General features: G+C 60.6%; 11 protein-coding genes. 7 read left to right on the top strand and 4 right to left on the bottom strand.

Features of this window, described 5'->3' with window-relative positions; all coding sequences use genetic code 11:
• Nucleotides 1-238 precede the first annotated feature (238 nt).
• Nucleotides 239-6649, bottom strand: a complete 6411-nt coding sequence (locus tag QOL84_RS03405) for a non-ribosomal peptide synthetase (RefSeq protein WP_283436172.1) — start codon at nt 6647-6649, stop codon at nt 239-241.
• A gap of 486 nt (nt 6650-7135) precedes the next feature.
• Here QOL84_RS03405 and QOL84_RS03400 point away from each other — a divergent pair, with 486 nt between their 5' ends.
• The 6 genes from QOL84_RS03400 to QOL84_RS03375 all read left to right on the top strand — a co-directional run bounded on the left by QOL84_RS03400 (nt 7136) and on the right by QOL84_RS03375 (nt 11450).
• Nucleotides 7136-7930: a helix-turn-helix transcriptional regulator gene (locus QOL84_RS03400; protein ID WP_283436171.1), complete on the top strand. Its 795-nt coding sequence runs from the start codon at nt 7136-7138 to the stop codon at nt 7928-7930.
• A 175-nt stretch (nt 7931-8105) separates the two neighbouring features.
• Entirely contained in the window at nt 8106-9500 is a 1395-nt protein-coding gene (locus tag QOL84_RS03395) for an efflux transporter outer membrane subunit (RefSeq protein ID WP_283436170.1), read from the top strand.
• 156 nt (nt 9501-9656) lie between these two features.
• Nucleotides 9657-10262, top strand: a complete 606-nt coding sequence (locus tag QOL84_RS03390; RefSeq protein WP_008079652.1) for an SCO family protein — start codon at nt 9657-9659, stop codon at nt 10260-10262.
• A complete protein-coding gene (locus QOL84_RS03385; protein WP_283436169.1) occupies nt 10262-10741 on the top strand; it encodes a copper chaperone PCu(A)C in 480 nt (159 codons plus the stop codon). The genes QOL84_RS03390 and QOL84_RS03385 overlap by 1 nt, the downstream gene beginning before the upstream one ends.
• Before the next feature lie 140 nt (nt 10742-10881).
• Nucleotides 10882-11256 carry a hypothetical protein gene (locus QOL84_RS03380; protein ID WP_283436168.1) on the top strand — a complete coding sequence of 125 codons (375 nt, stop codon included), beginning with the start codon at nt 10882-10884 and terminating at the stop codon, nt 11254-11256.
• Nucleotides 11253-11450 carry a helix-turn-helix transcriptional regulator gene (locus QOL84_RS03375; RefSeq protein WP_283436167.1) on the top strand — a complete coding sequence of 66 codons (198 nt, stop codon included), beginning with the start codon at nt 11253-11255 and terminating at the stop codon, nt 11448-11450. The genes QOL84_RS03380 and QOL84_RS03375 overlap by 4 nt, the downstream gene beginning before the upstream one ends.
• Before the next feature lie 202 nt (nt 11451-11652).
• On the opposite strand, the gene QOL84_RS03370 is transcribed toward QOL84_RS03375, so the two are convergent.
• Together QOL84_RS03370 and QOL84_RS03365 are read right to left on the bottom strand one after the other, a co-directional pair.
• Entirely contained in the window at nt 11653-12669 is a 1017-nt protein-coding gene (locus tag QOL84_RS03370) for an ABC transporter substrate-binding protein (RefSeq protein WP_283436166.1), read from the bottom strand.
• Between the two features lie 75 nt (nt 12670-12744).
• A complete protein-coding gene (locus QOL84_RS03365) occupies nt 12745-13764 on the bottom strand; it encodes a sterol desaturase family protein (protein ID WP_283436165.1) in 1020 nt (339 codons plus the stop codon).
• 416 nt (nt 13765-14180) lie between these two features.
• Between QOL84_RS03365 and QOL84_RS03360 the strand changes: the two genes are divergently transcribed.
• Entirely contained in the window at nt 14181-16391 is a 2211-nt protein-coding gene (locus tag QOL84_RS03360; protein ID WP_283436164.1) for an LTA synthase family protein, read from the top strand.
• Nucleotides 16392-16520: 129 nt separating this feature from the next.
• Here the strand turns inward: QOL84_RS03360 and QOL84_RS03355 are convergent, their stop codons facing one another.
• The gene (locus QOL84_RS03355) at nt 16521-18557 is read right to left on the bottom strand and encodes a TonB-dependent receptor (RefSeq protein WP_283436163.1); all 2037 of its coding nucleotides are present in this window, start codon (nt 18555-18557) and stop codon (nt 16521-16523) included.
• Between the last annotated feature and the right edge of the window lie 316 nt (nt 18558-18873).

Below are 18873 nucleotides of genomic sequence, written 5' to 3'. Positions count from 1 at the left end.
GAGGTAACCTGCTGTAAATGCGGAAAAAAGGAGCGCGCAGCAGCGAGTCCGTGCACGCGGCGCGCAGCCTGGAAAAACTAAAACATCGAGCCGTGGGTGTCTGACATGGGAAGCGGGGACAAGCCGCCCTCCCGCTACTCGCCTGTGTAGGAGCTGCCGCAGGCTGCGACCTGTTGATCTTGTTCTTAAAAAGGCAGATCAAAAGATCGCAGCCTGCGGCAGCTCCTACAGGGAGAGGTCAGAGGCGGCGTTTGCGGTTGAGGTTGGGGATGGTGGTCGGGGCGATCTCGACCTGCTTCGCCTGTCGCGAGGTCTGTGCCGCCAGCGCGGCCAGTGTCGGCTGGCTGAACAGCGTGCGCGCGTCGACATGCAACCCGGCCAGGCGCATGCGCGCGACCAGACTGACCGCCAGCAACGAGTGCCCACCCAGTTCGAAGAAATTGTCATCGCGCCCCACCTGCTCGACCTTGAGCACCTGCGCCCAGATCTGCGCCAGGGCCGTTTCCACGTCGCCTTCGGGCGCGGCATAAGGCCGGCTGAGCAGCGCCTCCGCCCCCGGTTCCGGTAACGCCCTGCGATCAATTTTGTCGTTGGGCGTCAGGGGCAGCGCCGCCAGCAGTACGTAGGCGCCGGGCACCATGAACTCCGGCAACCGCGCCAACACATGCGCGCGCAACGCTTCAAGTGTCGGAGCAGCCGACTCGGCACGCACGCTGTAATAAGCCACCAGTCGCTCATCGCGTACCAGCACCACCGCCTCACGAATGGCCGGATGCTCCAGCAGACGCGCTTCAATCTCGCCCAGCTCAAGACGAACCCCGCGCAGCTTGACCTGAAAATCATTGCGCCCGAGAAACTCGAGATTGCCATCAGCGCCGTAACGCACCAGATCACCGGTGCGATAGAGGCGATCACCGGCCACGAACGGGTTGTCGATAAAGCGTTCGGCCTGCAATTGCGGCAGCCCCAGATAGCCGCGCGCCACGCCCGCCCCACCAATGTGCAGATGACCGCTGACGCCAAGCGGCACCGGTTGATCGCAGCCATCGAGGACATACAGCCGCGTGTTGCTCAGCGCCTTGCCGATCGGCACCCATGTCGGCGGCACAGGTTCACCGGGTTCCAATGTCCAGCCGCTGCTATCGACCGTGGTTTCGGTCGGCCCATAGACGTTGTGCAGGCGCACCCACGGCAGGCGCTCGCGCACTTGCCGGGCCAGCGCAACGGTCAATTCGCCGCCACCGTTGAGCACATCGGTGAGACTGGTGCACTGGCTGACGTCGTCCTGTTCGATGAACTGCTGCAACAACGCCGGCACGAACTTGACCACGGTAATGTTCTGCTCGCGGATCACTTGCGTCACATAGGCCGAATCGCGATTGCCGTCGGCCCGCGCCAGCACCAGGCGCATGCCCGAGCACAGCGGCCAGAAAATTTCCCACACCGAACTGTCGAAACTGTACGGGGCCTTTTGCAGCAACGCGCCGTGTTCGGTGGGCGGCGCCAGTTGCGAGCCCCAATGCACCATGTTGCAAGCGCTGCGGTGCTCGATCATCACGCCTTTCGGCGTACCGGTGGAGCCGGAGGTGTAGATCATGTAGGCCAGATTCGTCGCGCCGAGATCCGGCACCTGCGGGTTGTCGTGCGGCTGGTCCTGCCATAAACCGAGGTCGAGATCGATCAACGGCACGCCGGGTTCGCCGAGCAGATCGCGCGTCGCCGCATGCACCAGCAGCGCGACCGGTGCGCTGTCCTGCAACATGTAGTTGAGCCGTTGCAGCGGGTAATCCGGATCGAGCGGCACGTAAGCACCGCCAGCCTTGAGAATGCCCAGCAGACCGATCACCAGTTCAGGGCCGCGTTCGACGCAGATCGCTACCCGCGAATCCGCTTGTACGCCGAGTCCGCGCAGATGATGGGCCAGACGGTTGGCCTGTTCGTTCAACTCGCGATAGGTCAGGCGCTGCTCGGCAAATTGCACCGCAATCGCATCCGGCTTGCGCAGCACCTGTTGCTCGAACAGCGCCTGCAGCGGCTGGTCCATCGGGCAATCGACGGCCGTATCGTTGAACTCGACCAACAGCTGGTGCAGTTCTTCTTGCGGCAGCAACGCCAGACTGTTCAACGGCCGTTGCGGCGTAGTCTCCAACGCCTCGACCAAACCGTTCAAAGCCGCCTGCACGTAAGCGCAAATCCGCTGCGCGCCAATGTTCGACAAGGTTCTGCTGGTCAGGCGCAAGCCCGTGCCGAAGTCATCGACACTCAAGGTAAACGGGTAATTGGTGCGTTCCTCGTTGGCCAACGTCTCGATGCCCTCCCAGGTTTGCCGGGAGGTTTTTTGCTCGACATCATCGCTGTGCCGGTAGTTGAGCAAGGCGCTGAACAGCGGCGCTGGCGCGGCGACGCCACTGCAACGCTGGGCCAGCGCCAACGAGGCATGTTCATGGCCGAGCAAAGCGCTCAGCCGTGCGTGGGTGGACTTCACCGCTGCGCGCGCGCCTTCACCGACATCGACCCGTAGCGGCAAGGTGTTGATGAACACCCCCAGCGCGCGATCGGCCCCAGCGCCACCCTGCATGCGGCCCATCAACACCGTGCCGAACACCACACTTTGCTGAGCGGATGTCGCCGCCAGCACCTGCGCGTAAGCGAGGTGGATCAGGCTGGCGACACTCACGCCGGCCAAGCGTGCCTGCTGCTGCATGCGTTGATAGAGATCGGGCGCCACAGCTTGTTCGGCTTCTTCGATGTTGCTGCCATCGCCCTGAACGTTGTGCAAGGCGAACGGCAAGGTCGGCTCGTCGATGTCGCCGAGCATCTGCCGAAAGAACGTTTCATGTTCCTGCTCACTGACACCCAGACGCGTCTGCGCCACATAGTTGCGGTATGGCACCGGTGCCGCCAGCGGTTCGGCGCTACCCGATAGGCAGGCGTGGATTTCTTCGCGCATCGCCTCCAGCGCGATGTGATCCATCACCAAATGATGGAACAGCAAGATGCCGACCACGCGGTTATGCAAGGGATCACGGGCAAACATCAGACGCAACAGCGGTGCCTGACTGACGTCGAGGCGATAGCGCCGCGCGTCGAAGCGCTCGTGCAATTGATCGATGATCGCGCCGTGGACAGGGTCAAGTTCAACCTCCTGCACCGGCAAAATGGCCTCACGCCAAACCACTTGCACCGGTGACGTCAGCCCTTCCCAGACCACGGCCGTGCGCAGGATGTCGTGGCGTGCCATGACCTGGTGCAATGCAACGGCGAAGGCCTCGACCCGCTCGATGCTGTCGAACGCCAACAGCGATTGCAGCAGATACGGATCGCCCTGCGCGGCGGTGATGTGGTGATAGAGAATGCCTTCCTGCAACGGCGCCAACGGGTAGATGTCCTGAACGTTGGCGGCGCCGCCCGGCACTGTCGCGACGATACGTTCGATCATCGCCTGATCCAGTTGCACCAGAGGCAGCAGGTCAGGCGTGATGTGCGTGCAATCGGCGGGAATGCGGTTGGCCGGCACCTCGACTTCGCGACCACTGCCCTCCGCCGCTGCCAGCGCTGCCAGTGTCGGCTGGTTGAACAGCACCCGCACATCGCTGCTCATGCCGATCTGGCGCATGCGTTCGATCAGGCCGACGGCCAACAACGAGTGGCCGCCCAGCTCAAAGAAATGGTCGTGACGCCCTACCCGCTCGACCTGCAAGACCTCGGCCCAGATCTGCGCCAAAGCGATTTCGACGTCACCCTGTGGCGCCTCGTACTGACGTCGGATCAACGCTTCCGGCCCCGGTGCCGGCAGGGCCTGGCGGTCGAGCTTGCCATTGGCCGTCAGCGGTAACGTCGCCAAACGTACGTAAGCGGCCGGCAGCATGGCGGCCGGCAAGCGCGAGGTCAGGTGCGCGTGCAATTGCAGAATGTCCAGCGCTTCACGCTCGGTGAACCACGCCAACAGTTGGCCGTCGCGCACCAGCACCACGGCCTCCTGCACCGCCGCATGGCTGGCGAGAGCGGCTTCGATTTCGCCCGGCTCGACACGTACACCGCGAACTTTGACCTGATCGTCGTTACGGCCGATGTACTCAAGATTACCATCGCCGCGCCAACGGGCGAGATCGCCGGTGCGGTACATGCGCGCATCCGGCTGCGTGCTGAACGGGTCGTCAAGGAAGCGTTCGGCGGTCAATTGCGGACGGTTCAGATAACCCCGCGCGACACCGGCGCCGCCGACATACAACTCGCCGATGATGCCGAGCGGCACCGGGCGCTGCTGCTCGTCGAGCAAGTAAGCCGTGGCATTGCTCACCGGTTTGCCGATGTGCAACGCCTGCCCCGGCGTGATCAGGCCTGAAGTGGCGACCACCGAGGCTTCGGTCGGGCCATAGTTGTTGACCACCGCAAAACCCTGCGCACGATTGAACTGACGCAGGCGATCACCGCCGATCAGCAAGGTGCGCAAGGTCGGGTGATCGAGTTGTTTACTGAAGGCATATTCGGCAATCGGTGTTGGCAGGAAGCTGACGTCCAGCGGTTGCGCACGCCACCAGGCGAGCAGTGCGTCGATGTCTTCGTTGCCTTCGCTCGCGGGTGAAAAATGCACCGTCGCCCCGGCACAGAGCGCGGGCCAGATCTCCCACGCCATCGCGTCGAAACCGAACCCGGCGAGGCTCGACGTGTGCTGCCCGGCGCCAAGAGCGAATGCCGCGCAGTGCCAATCGACCAGATTGGCCAGCGTGCGGTGTTCGACCATCACACCCTTGGGCAGCCCGGTCGAGCCGGAGGTGTAAATCACATAGGCGAGGTTGCCGGTGTTCAGCCCGGGTACGTCGAGATTAGTGATGTTGTCGAGAGACCATTCACGTCGATCAAGCTCGATCACTGGCAACGCTGTGGCGGGCAAGCGCTCGCGCACAGCGCTTTGCGTCAGCACCACCACGGGAGCGCAGTCGCTGAGCAGATAACTCAGGCGCTCGGGCGGATGCGCCGGGTCAATCGGCACATAAGCGGCGCCAGCCTTGAGCGTCGCCAGCAGCCCGACCAGTGTTTCCAGGCCTCTGCGCGCAATAATCGCAACCCGCTCATCAGGCCGTACGCCAAGGCCCAGCAGATGATGGGCCAGCGCATTGGCTTGCCGATTCAGTTCGGCGTAGCTCAGCGTCCGTCCCTGATAAGTGGCGACCACCGCGTCCGGCTGTTCGGCTGCCCGCGACTCGAACCGCTGATGAATCATCTGACCTTGCGAATAACCGACCCCAGTGTCGTTCCACTCATTGATCCGGGCGATTTCTGCCGGCGTGCTCAGGTCGAAATCGGCGATCGCCCGTTCGGGAGATTCCAGTCCTTGTTCTAGGATCAGCAACAAGCGCTCAGTGAACGAGGCGATCTCGTCCGCCGTGAAATACGCCGGCGAATACACCAGATGCAACCAGGCCTTGTCGTTGTAACGGTTGCTGCGCAGGTGAATGGCCAGCGGTGTCGCTTCGTGCTGGTTGGAGACCTTGACCACGTGCCCCGGCGCCTCACCGTAACGGTAGTCATGGTCATCCTGCTCGTAGGACACCGACAATTCGAACAGCTGCGAACGGTCTTCGCGCAACAGGCCCAGCGCGCGGTTCATCTCGCTCAGCGGGTAGCGCTGATGACGGAAATCCTGCTTCAGGCCAGCGCCGATCGCCTTGATCAATTCGGCAAATGACAGTGTTCGACCAAAGCCCAAGCGCATCGCGCTGACCTGGGTGAACAGGCCCAAGGTGCTTTTGAAAATGGCCCCGGAGCGATTGAGGATCGGCAAGCCGACCACCCACTCGTCACGTTGCGCGGTGCGACTGAAATACACGTGCAGCGCTGCCAGCAGCACATGAAACGCCGAGCCGCCGAGCTGCCGTGCGGTGTCTTTCATGCGCTCGTGCAACAGCGTCGGAAAAGCCTCGACATGGATCAGGCTGGGCGCCGTTTCAGGGTCGAGGGGTTCGTGATGACGCGGCGTCAGCAAGGGTTCGGGAATACTGCGGTACTTGTCCAGCCAGTAGCGTTGATCGAGTTCGTAGCGCGATGACTGCCGGTAGCGCGCGTCATCGTCGATGAAGCCGACATAGGACGGCGCTGCCACGGCTGGCTGCTCGCCACGGCACAACGCGCTGTAGATTTCCCCCAGCGATTTGAACAACAGCCCGAAACCCCAGCCATCGATGATCAAGTGGTGCGCCTGCGCCGCCAGCCAGTGACGGTGCCGATCAAGGCGAATGAGGCTGAAGCGAAACAATGCTTGGCCGCTCAACAGGCATCCCTGCGCCATCTGTTTTTCGATCAACGCCTGTGCCGCTGACTGTGGTGCTGAATGCTCGCTGACATCATGCAGCGGCATGGCCACCGGCAACTGCCGGGCAAATCCCTGCAGCGGCAGGCCGTCGTCACCGACCTCGGCGAGCAGCACCGTGCGCAAGGCATCGTGGCCTGCAACCAGTCTCTCTAGTGCCGCTTGCAGCACCTGCGGATCCAGCGGCCCGCTCAGTTCAACGTAACCGCCAATGTTGTACAGCGGCGAATCTCCGCGACTCAGTTGGTCCAGCCAGATATCCCGTTGGGCGGCAGTCAGAGGGAACGTCTCGACAGGCGCGGACTGATCGTCCGCCACGTTGGCAGAAATAGGCGGCATAAGATCCATCTCATGTAATTTGCCGGGTATTCAAGCATCGGCCCCGACACCGACATGACACCTGAAACCCGGACAACCACGTCGCCTGCACGCGGCTGTTTGGCCGTTCTGGCGTGGCTAGCGTAGGCACCGCCTAGAAGTTCGGAGAGGAAATTCTGAAAAGCTTGTAGGAAAAGAACCACATAGCAGCGCCGCCATTTGCCTGAGCACCGCCGATAAGCCAAAAGCATTATCCCGGTTTTCAGGGTCTTGGCATGACTGAACAGTCACTTGCGACGCCTCGCTGGTGTTGCGCCCCGCCAGAACCCCGGCGCCAAGATTCAGAAATAGTGGCACTTTGTGTCCCTGTTTTCCCCTACAGACGTAGGACAAATCCATAGGCTTAAATCCCCCACCGGATCATTCAAGGAGAAATGACTGCGTGGGCGGCTTTTACATAGACGGCAGACGATTCAGTGATGGCTCTGAAACAGGGATGACAAGGATATGAATCTGACCGGCAGCATTCGCAACATGGAAAACCCGCACTTTTACTGGCAACTGGGGGAGCTGATTGCAAGCACGGGCGACGATCACTTCGCCACCAACATGTTCCAGTTGGTCGACAACCTGGTGCCGGTCAACCGCGTCGATCTGAGTGAATGGACGCTGGATGAGCGTCAGGCCAGCGTGGTCGAGATCAAGCCGCTGGGCAGCGCCGGGCAGGCGCAGACTTTCCCGCCGCCCGACCCGTTGCAGCGACCGGACGATCATCCGTTGCTACAGAAGATGATCGAGATGAACGACTCGCTGTTGATCCAACTGAAAGCCTCGCTCCAGCCACGCCACCCGCAGCACAGCGCCCACCAGTGCAATCTGGTCTCGCGCACCTCGAACCGCCGATGCGTCATCTCGTTTTACCGACCGCACACCCAACGCGTGTTTTCCCTGCCGGAACTGTCATTTCTCAAGAGCCTTTCCGACACCTTGCTGCCGCTGATCGAGCGCCATGCGCAGATCAGTCGGCAACTCCTCGCCAGACAACCGCGCCAGCCCTTGGCCGAACTGGATCAGGCCCCGCTGGCGCAGGTATTCGATGAACGCCTGGGACTGAGCGGCATCGTTCTTTCGGCACGCGAAAAGGAGGTGTGCCTGGGCCTGTTGACCGGCGGCACGGTGCCGCAAATGGCAGAACGGCTGAGGGTCAAGAACAGCTCGATCGAGACTTATCTCAAGCGCGCCACGGCGAAACTGGGGGTCAGTGGCCGGCATGGGCTGGCGAAATGGATGGCCGGGGCCTGAGCCGGTTCAACTGACTTCCCCCCCTGTAGGAGCTGCGGCACGCTGCGATCTTTTGATTCTGCTTTGTTTAAAAACAAGATCAAAAGATCGCAGCGTGCCGCAGCTCCTACGGGGGGAGTGTCTGGCTTAGGTTATTCACTACAAGCATCTGCTCTTTCATGAACGAGGCTGTTTGATGTCGACGTTGCGATTTTCTCTGCTGTCCATGGCCATGCTGATGGCCGGCTGCTCCTTGATTCCCGACTACCAGCGGCCCGCCTCACCGGTTGCAACGCAATATCCGCTGCCAACGCAGGCCGCCACGTCCAGCGAAGACTGGCGCACACTGTTCAACGATCCGGCGCTGCAACAACTCATCGCAAGCGCCCTGGTCAACAACCGCGACCTGCGCGTCGCGGCGCTCAACGTCGAAGCGTTTCAGGCGCAATACCGCATCCAGCGTGCCGACCTGTACCCGGCGGTGTCGGCCAATGCCAGCGAATCACGCCAGCGCATGCCGCCAAGCGTGACCCAAGGCAAGGCACTGATCAACTCGACCTACGCGGTCAACCTCGGTATCAGCGCCTACGAACTGGACTTCTTCGGCCGGGTGCGCAGCCTCAGCGAGCAGGCGCTGCAAACCTGGCTGGCGACCGAACAGGCACGGCGCAGCGCGCAGTTGAGTCTGGTGGCCAACGTCGCCAATGCCTACCTGACCTGGCGCGCCGATCAGGAACTGCTCGAACTGACCCGCGACACCCTCGCCGCCGACGAGCAGAGCCTGCACCTGACCACGCGCAATCGCGATGCCGGCAAATCCTCGGCGCTGGAGCAGGCGCAGGCGCAAACCAGCGTCGATAGTTCGCGAGCCAGTCTGGCGCGCTACCAGCGCCAGGTCGCACAGGACCTGAACAGCCTGACCTTGCTGGTCGGCACGCCGGTGCCGGCGTCCTTGCCCGGACAACCGCTGGCCAGTGATCTGGTCGAGCAACTGCCGGCCGGCTTGCCCTCGGACTTGCTGCAACGGCGCCCGGACATTCTCCAGGCCGAATACAAACTGAAAGCCGCCAACGCCAATATCGGCGCAGCGCGGGCGGCGTTTTTCCCCAGTGTCAGCCTGACCGCCAATGCCGGCACTTCCAGCCGCGATCTGTCCGGATTGTTTGGCGGTGGTTCCGGCGCGTGGACCTTTCAACCGCAAATCAACCTGCCGATCTTCAACGCCGGCAGCCTGCGCGCAAGCCTCGATTATTCGAAATTGCAGAAAGACGTCGCCGTCGCCGAATACGAAAAATCGATTCAAACGGCGTTTCAGGAAGTCGCCGACGGACTCGCCGCGCGCGCCACCTATCAGCAGCAATTGCAGGCGCAACGCGATCTGGTCGAGGCCACGCAAACCTATTACAACCTCGCGCAGAATCGTTACAAGAACGGTGTCGACAGCAGCCTGACGTTCCTCGATGCGCAGCGTTCGCTGTTCAGTTCGCAGCAAGGATTGATCACCGACCGCCTCGCGCAACTGGTCGCCGAGGTCAACCTGTACACCGCGCTGGGCGGCGGCTGGCGGGCCGATGCGGCGCAAGCGCAGTAAGCACTCGTCACTTTTTCTTACACCTTTTGTCGCCAGATCCCACACCGCGCGGCGATCCGCAGCCGTCGTCTGGTCTCAGTTTGGTATCATGCGCCGCTTTTACGGTTAACCCCCCGCCAGTCCTGTCGACTGACGGGCTGCAAAAGGCGGTATTAGATGACGGCTTTGTTGACTCGCCGCAAGGTGCTTGCGGGAATGGGCGTACTCGGGCTCGGCCTGCTCGCCGGCTGCGACACCCGCGGCCAACTGTCGTACAAGTACGGCAAGGATCTGAGTAACAAGATCATGGGACGCACCTTCAAACTGAAGAACACCGACGGCGAAACCATGACGCTGTCGAGCTTTCGCGGCATGATGCCGATGGTGTTCTTCGGTTTCACCCAGTGCCCGGCAGTCTGCCCGACCACCCTCGCCCGCGCGGCGAAAATCAAGAAGCTGATGGGCGCCGATGGCGACCGCTTGCAGGTGATTTTCATCAGCCTCGATCCCGAACGCGACACCCCGGAAATCCTCGACGCCTACATGAAAGCCTTCGACCCGACGTTCGTTGCGCTGTACGGCACGCTTGAGGAAACCGCGGCCACGGCCAAGGAATTCGACGTGTTCTACGAGAAAGTCCCGGCCGGCGACACCTACACCATCTCGCACACTGCCACCAGTTACGTTTACGACTCCAATGGCGGTCTGCGCCTGGGTCTGTCCACATCGCTTTCGGCAGAACAATGCACGGAAGATTTGCTTACTGTTATGGAGGTTTGCTGATGCAACCCGTTCTGAACCACATCAAACGCGCCGCGCTGACCCTGTCGCTGATGGGCCTGGCGTTCCAGGCGTCGGCACAGACCCAAGTCGACGACGCCTGGGTCCGCGCCACCGTGCCGACCCAGACCGCCAGCGGCGCGTTCATGACCCTCACCGCCGACAGCGACAGCAAACTGCTCAGCGTCGCCACACCAGTGGCCAAAGACGTGCAGATCCACGAAATGACCATGAAGAACGACGTCATGAGCATGGGCCCGGTGAAGTTCGTCGAACTGCCGGCCGGCAAAGCCGTCAAGCTTGATCCGAACGGCTACCACGTGATGCTGATGGGCCTCAGCGGTCAGCTGAAAGAAGGCGAAACAGTGCCGCTGACCCTGACCGTGGAAAACGCCAAGGGCGAGAAAGAAACCATCGAGGTCAAAGCGCCGGTTCGTGCGCTGACCAACATGGAAGGTCACGATCACAGCAAGATGCATTGATCTGACTGACTGAAACACCTGCGGGGCGGCCTGATTAACGATCATGCCGCCCCGTTTTTTTTGCGCTGATGGAAAGCGTGCTTTACATCGGAAAATTCTTCGGCGAGGATGTAAAGGGTCTTTTACATAGGAAGTGAAGCATGAACCGCTACTACCTCGAAATGGGCGCCGCATTGGTTCTCTATGTGCTGGTGTTGAGCCTTTCCCTGATCGCCAGCCAATCCCTGCTGGACGCCAACATTCTTCTGCGATCCTTGGTGGCTCTGACCCCGGTCCTTCCGGCAGGCCTGATGTGCTGGACAATCGTGCGCAACATGCGCCGCATGGATGAAATGCATCTGCGCATCCAGTTCGAAGCCCTGGGTTTTGCCTTCGCCGCCTCGGCACTGCTGACCTTCAGTTATGGCTTTCTGGAAAACGTCGGCGCGCCGCACATTCCGTGGACGTGCGTGTGGCCGGTGATGGGTCTGATGTGGATTGTTGGTCTGCAGATTGCACGACGCCGCTACCAATGAAAAATCGCCTGAAGGAACTGCGCGCCGAGCGTAAGTGGTCACAGGTTGATCTGGCGGAACGCCTGAACGTGTCGCGCCAGACCATCAATGCGATCGAGAATGAGCGCTACGACCCAAGCTTGCCGCTGGCATTCCAGATTGCCCGCGCGTTCGAAATGCCCATTGAAGACATCTTCGACGACAAAGAGAGTTAACACCGCCCCCTGTGGCGAGGGGATTTATCCCCGTTGGCTTGCGCAGCAGGCCCATCCTTTTATGAATCAAAAGAGGGACCGCTGCGCGACCCAACGGGGATAAATCCCCTCGCCACAGGTTATCTCATTCCGGAAAGTCCCATCATCGGGCTACTTGTTACAGTGATTACTGGGCGGCGCACAGCTCGATGTATTGCGTGTATCAGCTCCCCGCCCCCTCATGCGCCTCTTCAAAGAAGTAATCCTTCCAACTCCCTGCCTTGTTCTTCAGCACGCCCAGCTCCTGCAATTTCTCGGCATAGATAAAGGTGCGCTGCGGCACCACGGTGAAATCGATTTCCGGGTCTTTGACGATTTGCTCGACCAGGGCCAGCGGCAATTTCGACTGTTCGACACGAATGTACGCCTGTGCAGCAGCGGGTTTGTCAGCCTTGATGATTTTCTCGGCTTCAGCCAGTGCGGCGTAGAACGCCTTGTAGGTCTTCGGGTTTTCGTCGTGGAATTTTTCCGTGGTGTACAGCACGTTGAATGTCGCTTGGCCGCCAAGGATGTCGTAGGAACTCAGCACTTTGTGCACGTTGGGATTCTGCAGCGCCTGATACTGGAACGGCGGGCTGGAGAAGTGCGAGTTGATTTCCGAGCCGCCGGCAATCAACGCGGCGGTGGCGTCGGGGTGCGGCAGGCTGACCGAGATGTCGTCGAATTTCTTGTACTGGGCGTCGCCGAATTCCTTGGCGGTTTCGATCTGCAAGGTGCGTGACTGGAAACCCACGCCGGCCGCCGGCACGGCGATCCGGTCCTTGTCGCTAAAGTCCTTGAGTGTCTTGATGTTCGGGTTGTTGGTCAGCAAATAGTTGGGCATCGAACCGAGCGCGGCGATGGCTTTGACGTTCTGTTTGCCTTTGGTGCGGTCCCACACGGTGAGCATCGGCGGCACGCCAGCCGAGACCACATCGAGCGAACCGGTCAGCAGCGCTTCGTTCATCGCGGTGGCGCCAGAGATGCTGTTCCAGTCGACCTTGATGTCGAGGCCCTGCTCCTTACCGTGTTTTTCGATCAGCTGCTGATCACGCACCACATCAAGAATCAGGTAACCAATGCCGAATTGTTGGGCGATGCTGATCTTGCCTTCGGCGTGGACGCCAGTGCTGAACAGCGCAGTGGCCGCCAAGGATGCAGCCAACAGAGTCAGCGCGGAACGTTTCAACGGTGTGGCCATGACAACCTCGCAGCAGGGAAGTGATTTGCTGAAAGGCCGGACTGTATCGCTATAAAAAACTTACATTAAATACCTTTATTGCATATCGATAGCACGCGGCTGCTTAGCGGGCAGAAAGCGTCGGGCGGTATCGACAAAGGGCGTGACGATCAGGCTGTACAGCGTCAGGTAGCGTTCGCGATCCGCCTCACCGGTGCCGAAGCGCAATGGCTCCGGTGTTGAGGTGGTGACGTATAAGGTGCCAAACATCCAGTCCCACACCGACAGATTGGTGGCGAAGTTCCTGTTGCGGTGGCGCGCGGCGTCACTGTGATGGATCTGGTGCTGCGCCGGGCTATTCAGTACGTGTTCGATCGCCGGGCCGAACGACAGCCAGACATGACTGTGGCGCAGGTTCGACGCCAGGCTGTTGAGGATCAGCACCAGCCAGGTCACGCCGAACAAGGTGTAGCGGCTGATTTCGCCACCACAGTAGTACCAGACCGCTCCGGCAAACGCAGCGATGCCGACGGTCATCACCAACCGCTCGACCAGGGTTTCGACAATATGAATCCGGCTCGCCGTGGCGGGCACCAGCACCGGCGCCGAATGATGCACCTTGTGAAACTCCCACAGGTAGCGCGAATGAAAGGCGCGATGAATCCAGTAATGCAGGAAGTCCTTGAGCAGAAATACGCCGACGCCGTAGAACAGTGCGATGAAGGGGTGATTCGGCACTTGTTCGCGCGCGCCCCACAGATGGCTGAAAAACTGCTGATAGTCGCCGGAACGCAGGATCCACGGATCGACCAGCGCGACGATCGGCAGCACCCAGATGACTTTGAGAATGGCCTTGATGAAGTAATAGCGATAATCCAGCCACGCCGAGCGATGCCCGAACACGCGGTTGCCGCCGATGAATTGCCAGAACGACGGCGCTGCCGTGAGGTGCCGGGATTTACGATAGCGAAACAGCACGTAGGCGACGCTGTAGGAGGCGACGATAAACCCCACGCCGAGGCGCCCATTCAGATCGAACAGACCGAGGAACTGCCCGCTGACCGGGGCAATGATCCACCGATCAAGGTGAACATAGAGTTGTTCGAGAACATCCAAGAAGGCTGATCTCCATCAGAGGTCGGCCATTGTAAATCGCAGCGTTTCGCAAATGCAGCTTTAACAGATCAAAGGCCCGTTCAACACCAATCCCCTGTAGGCGCTGACGAGTGCAACGAGGCTGCGATCTTTTGATCGTGTTTTTTAAAAAATCAGGATCAAAAGATCGCAGCGTGCCGCAGCTCCTACAGGGATCCGGTGCCGGCTAAACAGCCTGAAACAATAAATCCGCCGTCGGCAATATCGCTGATTACCCGGCGACGCGAGGGCTGGCCGGGGTTACAGGTATTTCATCGGTGTCGGAAGCCGCTACGTCGGCGCATCAGTTGAGCGTTTAAAAGAGCGATCAGACAGCCCACCCTTGGTATCATCGCGCACACTTTTATGACGTTTTAATGGCTGGAAGGTCTTTTTTTGTGAGCGCTCTTTTTAACCGGTTACGGCAGCCCTCTGCCCGCCTCTTTTCGCTGATCTTTCTCACGCTGATCGTGCCGCTGTGCCTGCGCGCGGCGCTGGGCTGGTCGACCCCGTTGGGTTATCTGTCGGATCTGGCCATCGGCAGCCTGCTGGTCGTGCTGTTGCATCGCCGGGCGTGGTGGCTGGCGCTGCCGCTGCTGCTGTTCTGCGGCCTGCTGGCAGTGGCGACTGCCGAACTGGTCAGCGCCGTCGGCCGCTTGCCGACACCTTCGGACATTCATTACCTGATCGACCCGCAATTCGTCGAAAACTCCACCGGCGGTGGCCTCGCGCATCCGGCGTTGGCCATCACCCTGCTGCTGGCGCTGCTGTTCTGGCTGCTGACGCAATTCACTGCACGTGGTACATCGCGCCCAGCCCTGCCCCGCGTGGTCTGGAGCGCGCCGCTGGTGCTGTTCGCCGCACATTGGGCAATGCAGAACCTGTGGCCGAGCGAGGCTGATCCATGGCGTGCCTACAACCTGCCGCATCAACTGATGGCCAGCGAGGTCGCGGACCTGCAGATCCGCGCCGAGGAATGGCTGGACGGCGATGTCGAAGAACCGGCGCCGGCCATTGCCGGGCTGACTGACGTCGATCTCAACGGGCAAAAACTGCTGGCCGCGCCGGGTCAGGCGCGCAACGTCTTGATCATCGCCCTGGAAGGCATTCCCGGTGCCTACATCCGCGCCAACCGCGAAGCCATCGGCAGCCATTATCAGGAAGACCTGATGCCCAACCTCAGCCGCTGGGCCGAGCGCGGCATGAACACTCCGGATTACGTGCTGCACACACACCAGACCATTCGCGGTCTGTACGCGATGCTCTGCGGCGATTACGACAAGCTCAACAACGGCACGCCGAAAGGTGTGGAGATGCTGACCCTTAACGAACGCAATCAGGCTTGTCTGCCGGCGCAACTGCGCGAACACGGCTTCAGCACGCACTACCTGCAAGGTGCCGGCCTGCGCTTCATGGCCAAAGACAAGATCATGCCGCACATTGGTTTCGATGCGACCCATGGCCTGGAATGGTTCACCAACAGCAACTATCTGGAATTCCCCTGGGGCAAGGATGACAAGGCGTTTTTCGAGGGTGCGCTGGATTATGTCGGCCAACTGAAGAAGCAAAAACAACCGTGGATGCTGACGCTGTTGACCGTCGGCACTCACCAGCCCTACTCCGCACCGGAAGACTATCTGCAGCGCTATGAAACGCCCAAGCAAGCCGCCGTCGGTTATCTCGACGATGCGCTGGAGCAGTTCCTCAGCGGGCTGGAACGCCAAGGCGTGTTGAAAGACACGCTGGTGGTGATCACTTCGGATGAATCCCACGGCATCGACGGCGTGCGACTGGCCTCGTCGTGGGGGTTCAATCTGACGCTGGCGCCGGAGCACGAACAGCTGCCACGGCTGAACAAAGGCGTGTATGGCCACGTCGATCTGAGCACTTCGATCCTCGATTATTTCGACCTGCCGGTGCCTTCCGCGCTGAGCGGTCGTTCGTTATTCCGCGATTACGATACCGGGCGCGAGATCATGTCGTTCACCAACGGCAAACTGCGCTACCACAATGGCCAGGGAATCTTTTCCGAATGCGACATGCCGCGCCGCTGTCGTTATTACCAAAGCGCCGGCTTCATCGCCGAAAACGCCACGTACAAAGGCACCTACAGCGGTCACCCCGCCCGGCAGATTGCCGCTCGCGCCAACGCGCTGGACCTGTCGTTGCTGCGCACGCCGCTCAATCATCGCTATCAGTTCGGCAGCACCAACGTCATCCCGCTGCAAGCGCAGATCAAGGATGACTGGGCCGACAACCTGATTGGCGCGCAGTATCTGGAAATGCCCAAGGGCTCGCACACCCGCGTGCGCCTGACCGTGCGTTCGGTTGATCCGCAGCAGGCGGCGTACATTCAACTCAAGGCCAAGGAGTTTGAACAGGACGTGCAGATCGGTCTGCCAGCAGAAATGGTGGCAACTGCCGACCAGCCGCTGCAAATGAATTTCAGCTTCGACAACCCGCAAGAGCGCAAAGCGTTTTCCTTTCATTTGCTGGGTTATGGCTTGGGCGCCGTCGAGGTCACGGACTTCAGCGTGATCACTGAACTGCCGGGGCAAGAGGACATGCTCGACGACGTGCCGGACGACGACACCACGCAATCCACTTGATCACCCATCTGATCATCCACCTGATCATCCACCTGTAGGAGCTGCCGCAGGCTGCGATCTGTTGATCTTGTCTTTCTAAAAACAACATCAACAGATCGCAGCCTGTGGCAGCTCCTACAGGGATGGTGGTCAGAACGTTGTGCGCAACCCGACCTGAATGCTGCGTCCTTCTGCCGGCGCAATGTCGCGCAGGATCGAACTGGCGTAACGCACGGTTTGATTGGTCAGGTTCTCGGCATTGACGAAGGCCAGCCATTTGCTCTGGCCGACGTCGAAGTGATAACCGAGATTGGCACCCAGCGTGGTGTAGCCATCGGTGCTGCTTTCATTGGCCGGCACGCGATGTTGTGAACTGGCGTGCTCGACATCGATCCGCGCCTGCCATTTGTCCAGTTCCCACAACAACCCGCTGTTCAAGCGCAACGGCGCGATGCGTGGCAAGTCTTCGCCGGTGTCGAGGTTCTTGGCACGGGTGTAGTCGCCGGACAGCTCCAGGGCAAACTTGCCGTAGGCATTTTCGCCAAGCGTCCAGCGATCCTGCGCTTCGATACCGCTGAAGCGTGCACGTACGCCGGAGTAGGTGTATTCAGGGATGCCGTTGGCGTCCTCCTCACCTTCGTCATTCAACGTGCGGCCGGTGCCGAGCAAGCCGATGTAATTGGAGAAATGGCTGTAGAACACGCCGAAGCTGCCCTTGTGCGTGCCGTTGTCGAATCGCAGCGCGAGGTCGCTGGACACGGCTTTTTCTTTCGACAGTCCGGCATCACCGACCTCATAGGTGCCGGTCGCGACGTGGGCACCGTTGGCGTACAGCTCGTAGAAGGTTGGTGCGCGTTCGGTGTAGCCCAGCGTCGCCGCTACCGACCAGATTGGCGTCAGCGTGTACACCGCACCGGAGGAAAGACTGCCGGCGGTGAAACTGCTGGAGCGCTCAGCGTTGGCGAACCGTTCGTTGCCTTTGGCGTCGGGATCGACCGTGGTGTGTTCCAGACGTCCGCCGAGGGTGAACAGCAATCGATCGGTGGCTCGCAGCTCTTCAAGAATGAACAGTGCACCGGCGTCGGTATCGGTCTGCGGCACAAACGCTTCTTCGCCCAGTGCCGAGAATTCGTTGCGGCTGACCTGCGCGCCGATCACTCCATTGAACGGCCCCAACGGCTGGTGCCGCGCCTCGATTCGCGCCTCGTAGCCCTTGTTCTTGAACGTCGTGCCGACCTCGCCGCCTTCGATTTCGCGGTGCTGGTAATCGGTGTAACCGGCATCCAGCTTGATCGAGCTGAACGGCCCGTCGAGATTGCGCATCTCGGACGCGAAAGCGTAATGCTCCTGTTGCATGCGAATACGCACATCGTCTTCGGCCGGCGAGCCGTAATTCGAATCGTAATTGCTGTAGGACAGCCCGGCATAACCATCATCCCAGGTGTAGGAGCCACCCACCGCACCGCCGTCCTGACGCCCATCGCTGTTGGCCAGGCGATGTTTTTTCGAATCGCCGTCGTCGTCTGTACGTTCGCGAGCGGTTTTCGCATATCCGGGGATCTTCAGATCATTGAATTCGCGGGCGCTGGCGTCCAGGTGCAAAGCGAATTCGCCGTTGCCGGCCTCAAGTTTGCCTGCGCTGCTGCGCGTGGTGTCGGCACCGCCATAACGCAATTCGCCGGCACCGTGGATACCGTCGATGGCCTCGGTCGGAATGCGATTATCAAAGGTGTTGACCACCCCGCCGATGGCGCTGCCGCCATACAGCAAGGCTGCCGGGCCGCGCACGATTTCAATGCGCTCGACGTTGACCGGGTCGAGTGGCACGGCGTGATCGTAAGACAGCGATGACGCGTCCAGTGCGCCGACACCGTTACGCAGAATACGAATGCGGTCACCGTCCTGCCCGCGAATGATCGGCCGGCTCGCGCCCGGGCCGAAATACGATGACGACACGCCGGGTTGCTTGTTCAGGGTTTCGCCGAGGCTGCCCTTTTGCTGAAACGTCAGCTCGTCGCCGCTCAGCACGGTTGAGGGCGAGGCGAGTGTCTGGCTGCCGAGCGGATTGCCGGTGATGACTTGGGGTTGCAGTTCGAGGGCGTCGGCGGCGAACACCGGCGCGGCAAAAAGCAGCGCGGCGGCCAACGGATTCAGGCGTCGTTGCAGGGGGTGGGAACGGGCAGGCATTGCAGAACTTCCATGAGCTGAAAAGTGAAGATCGCTGCCAGCGCTTGCAGATAACGGCGGCAGAAACAAAATGAAACCGATTTAATGTTATACAATAACATTTCTTTCTGTCATCCCGTTTCTTCCTTCACTCATCACAACAGCTGCTCAAGGACGTGGCTTTCGGGCTGGCATCGGTTCTGCGGCGAGACCCGCACCGCACGGTGAAAGCGCTAAAAGACTTTACCTATCGGCGCCCAATAGTCGGCCTATTAGCTGCATCTCCAAGTCGGGTCTAGCCTTACTAGTCCGAAGTCGGCACGAGCCGGCCGTAGCA

This window comes from Pseudomonas helmanticensis, assembly GCF_900182985.1.
GTDB classification, from domain to species: Bacteria; Pseudomonadota; Gammaproteobacteria; order Pseudomonadales; family Pseudomonadaceae; genus Aquipseudomonas; species Aquipseudomonas helmanticensis.
This window is presented reverse-complemented; position numbering and strand designations above follow the sequence as displayed.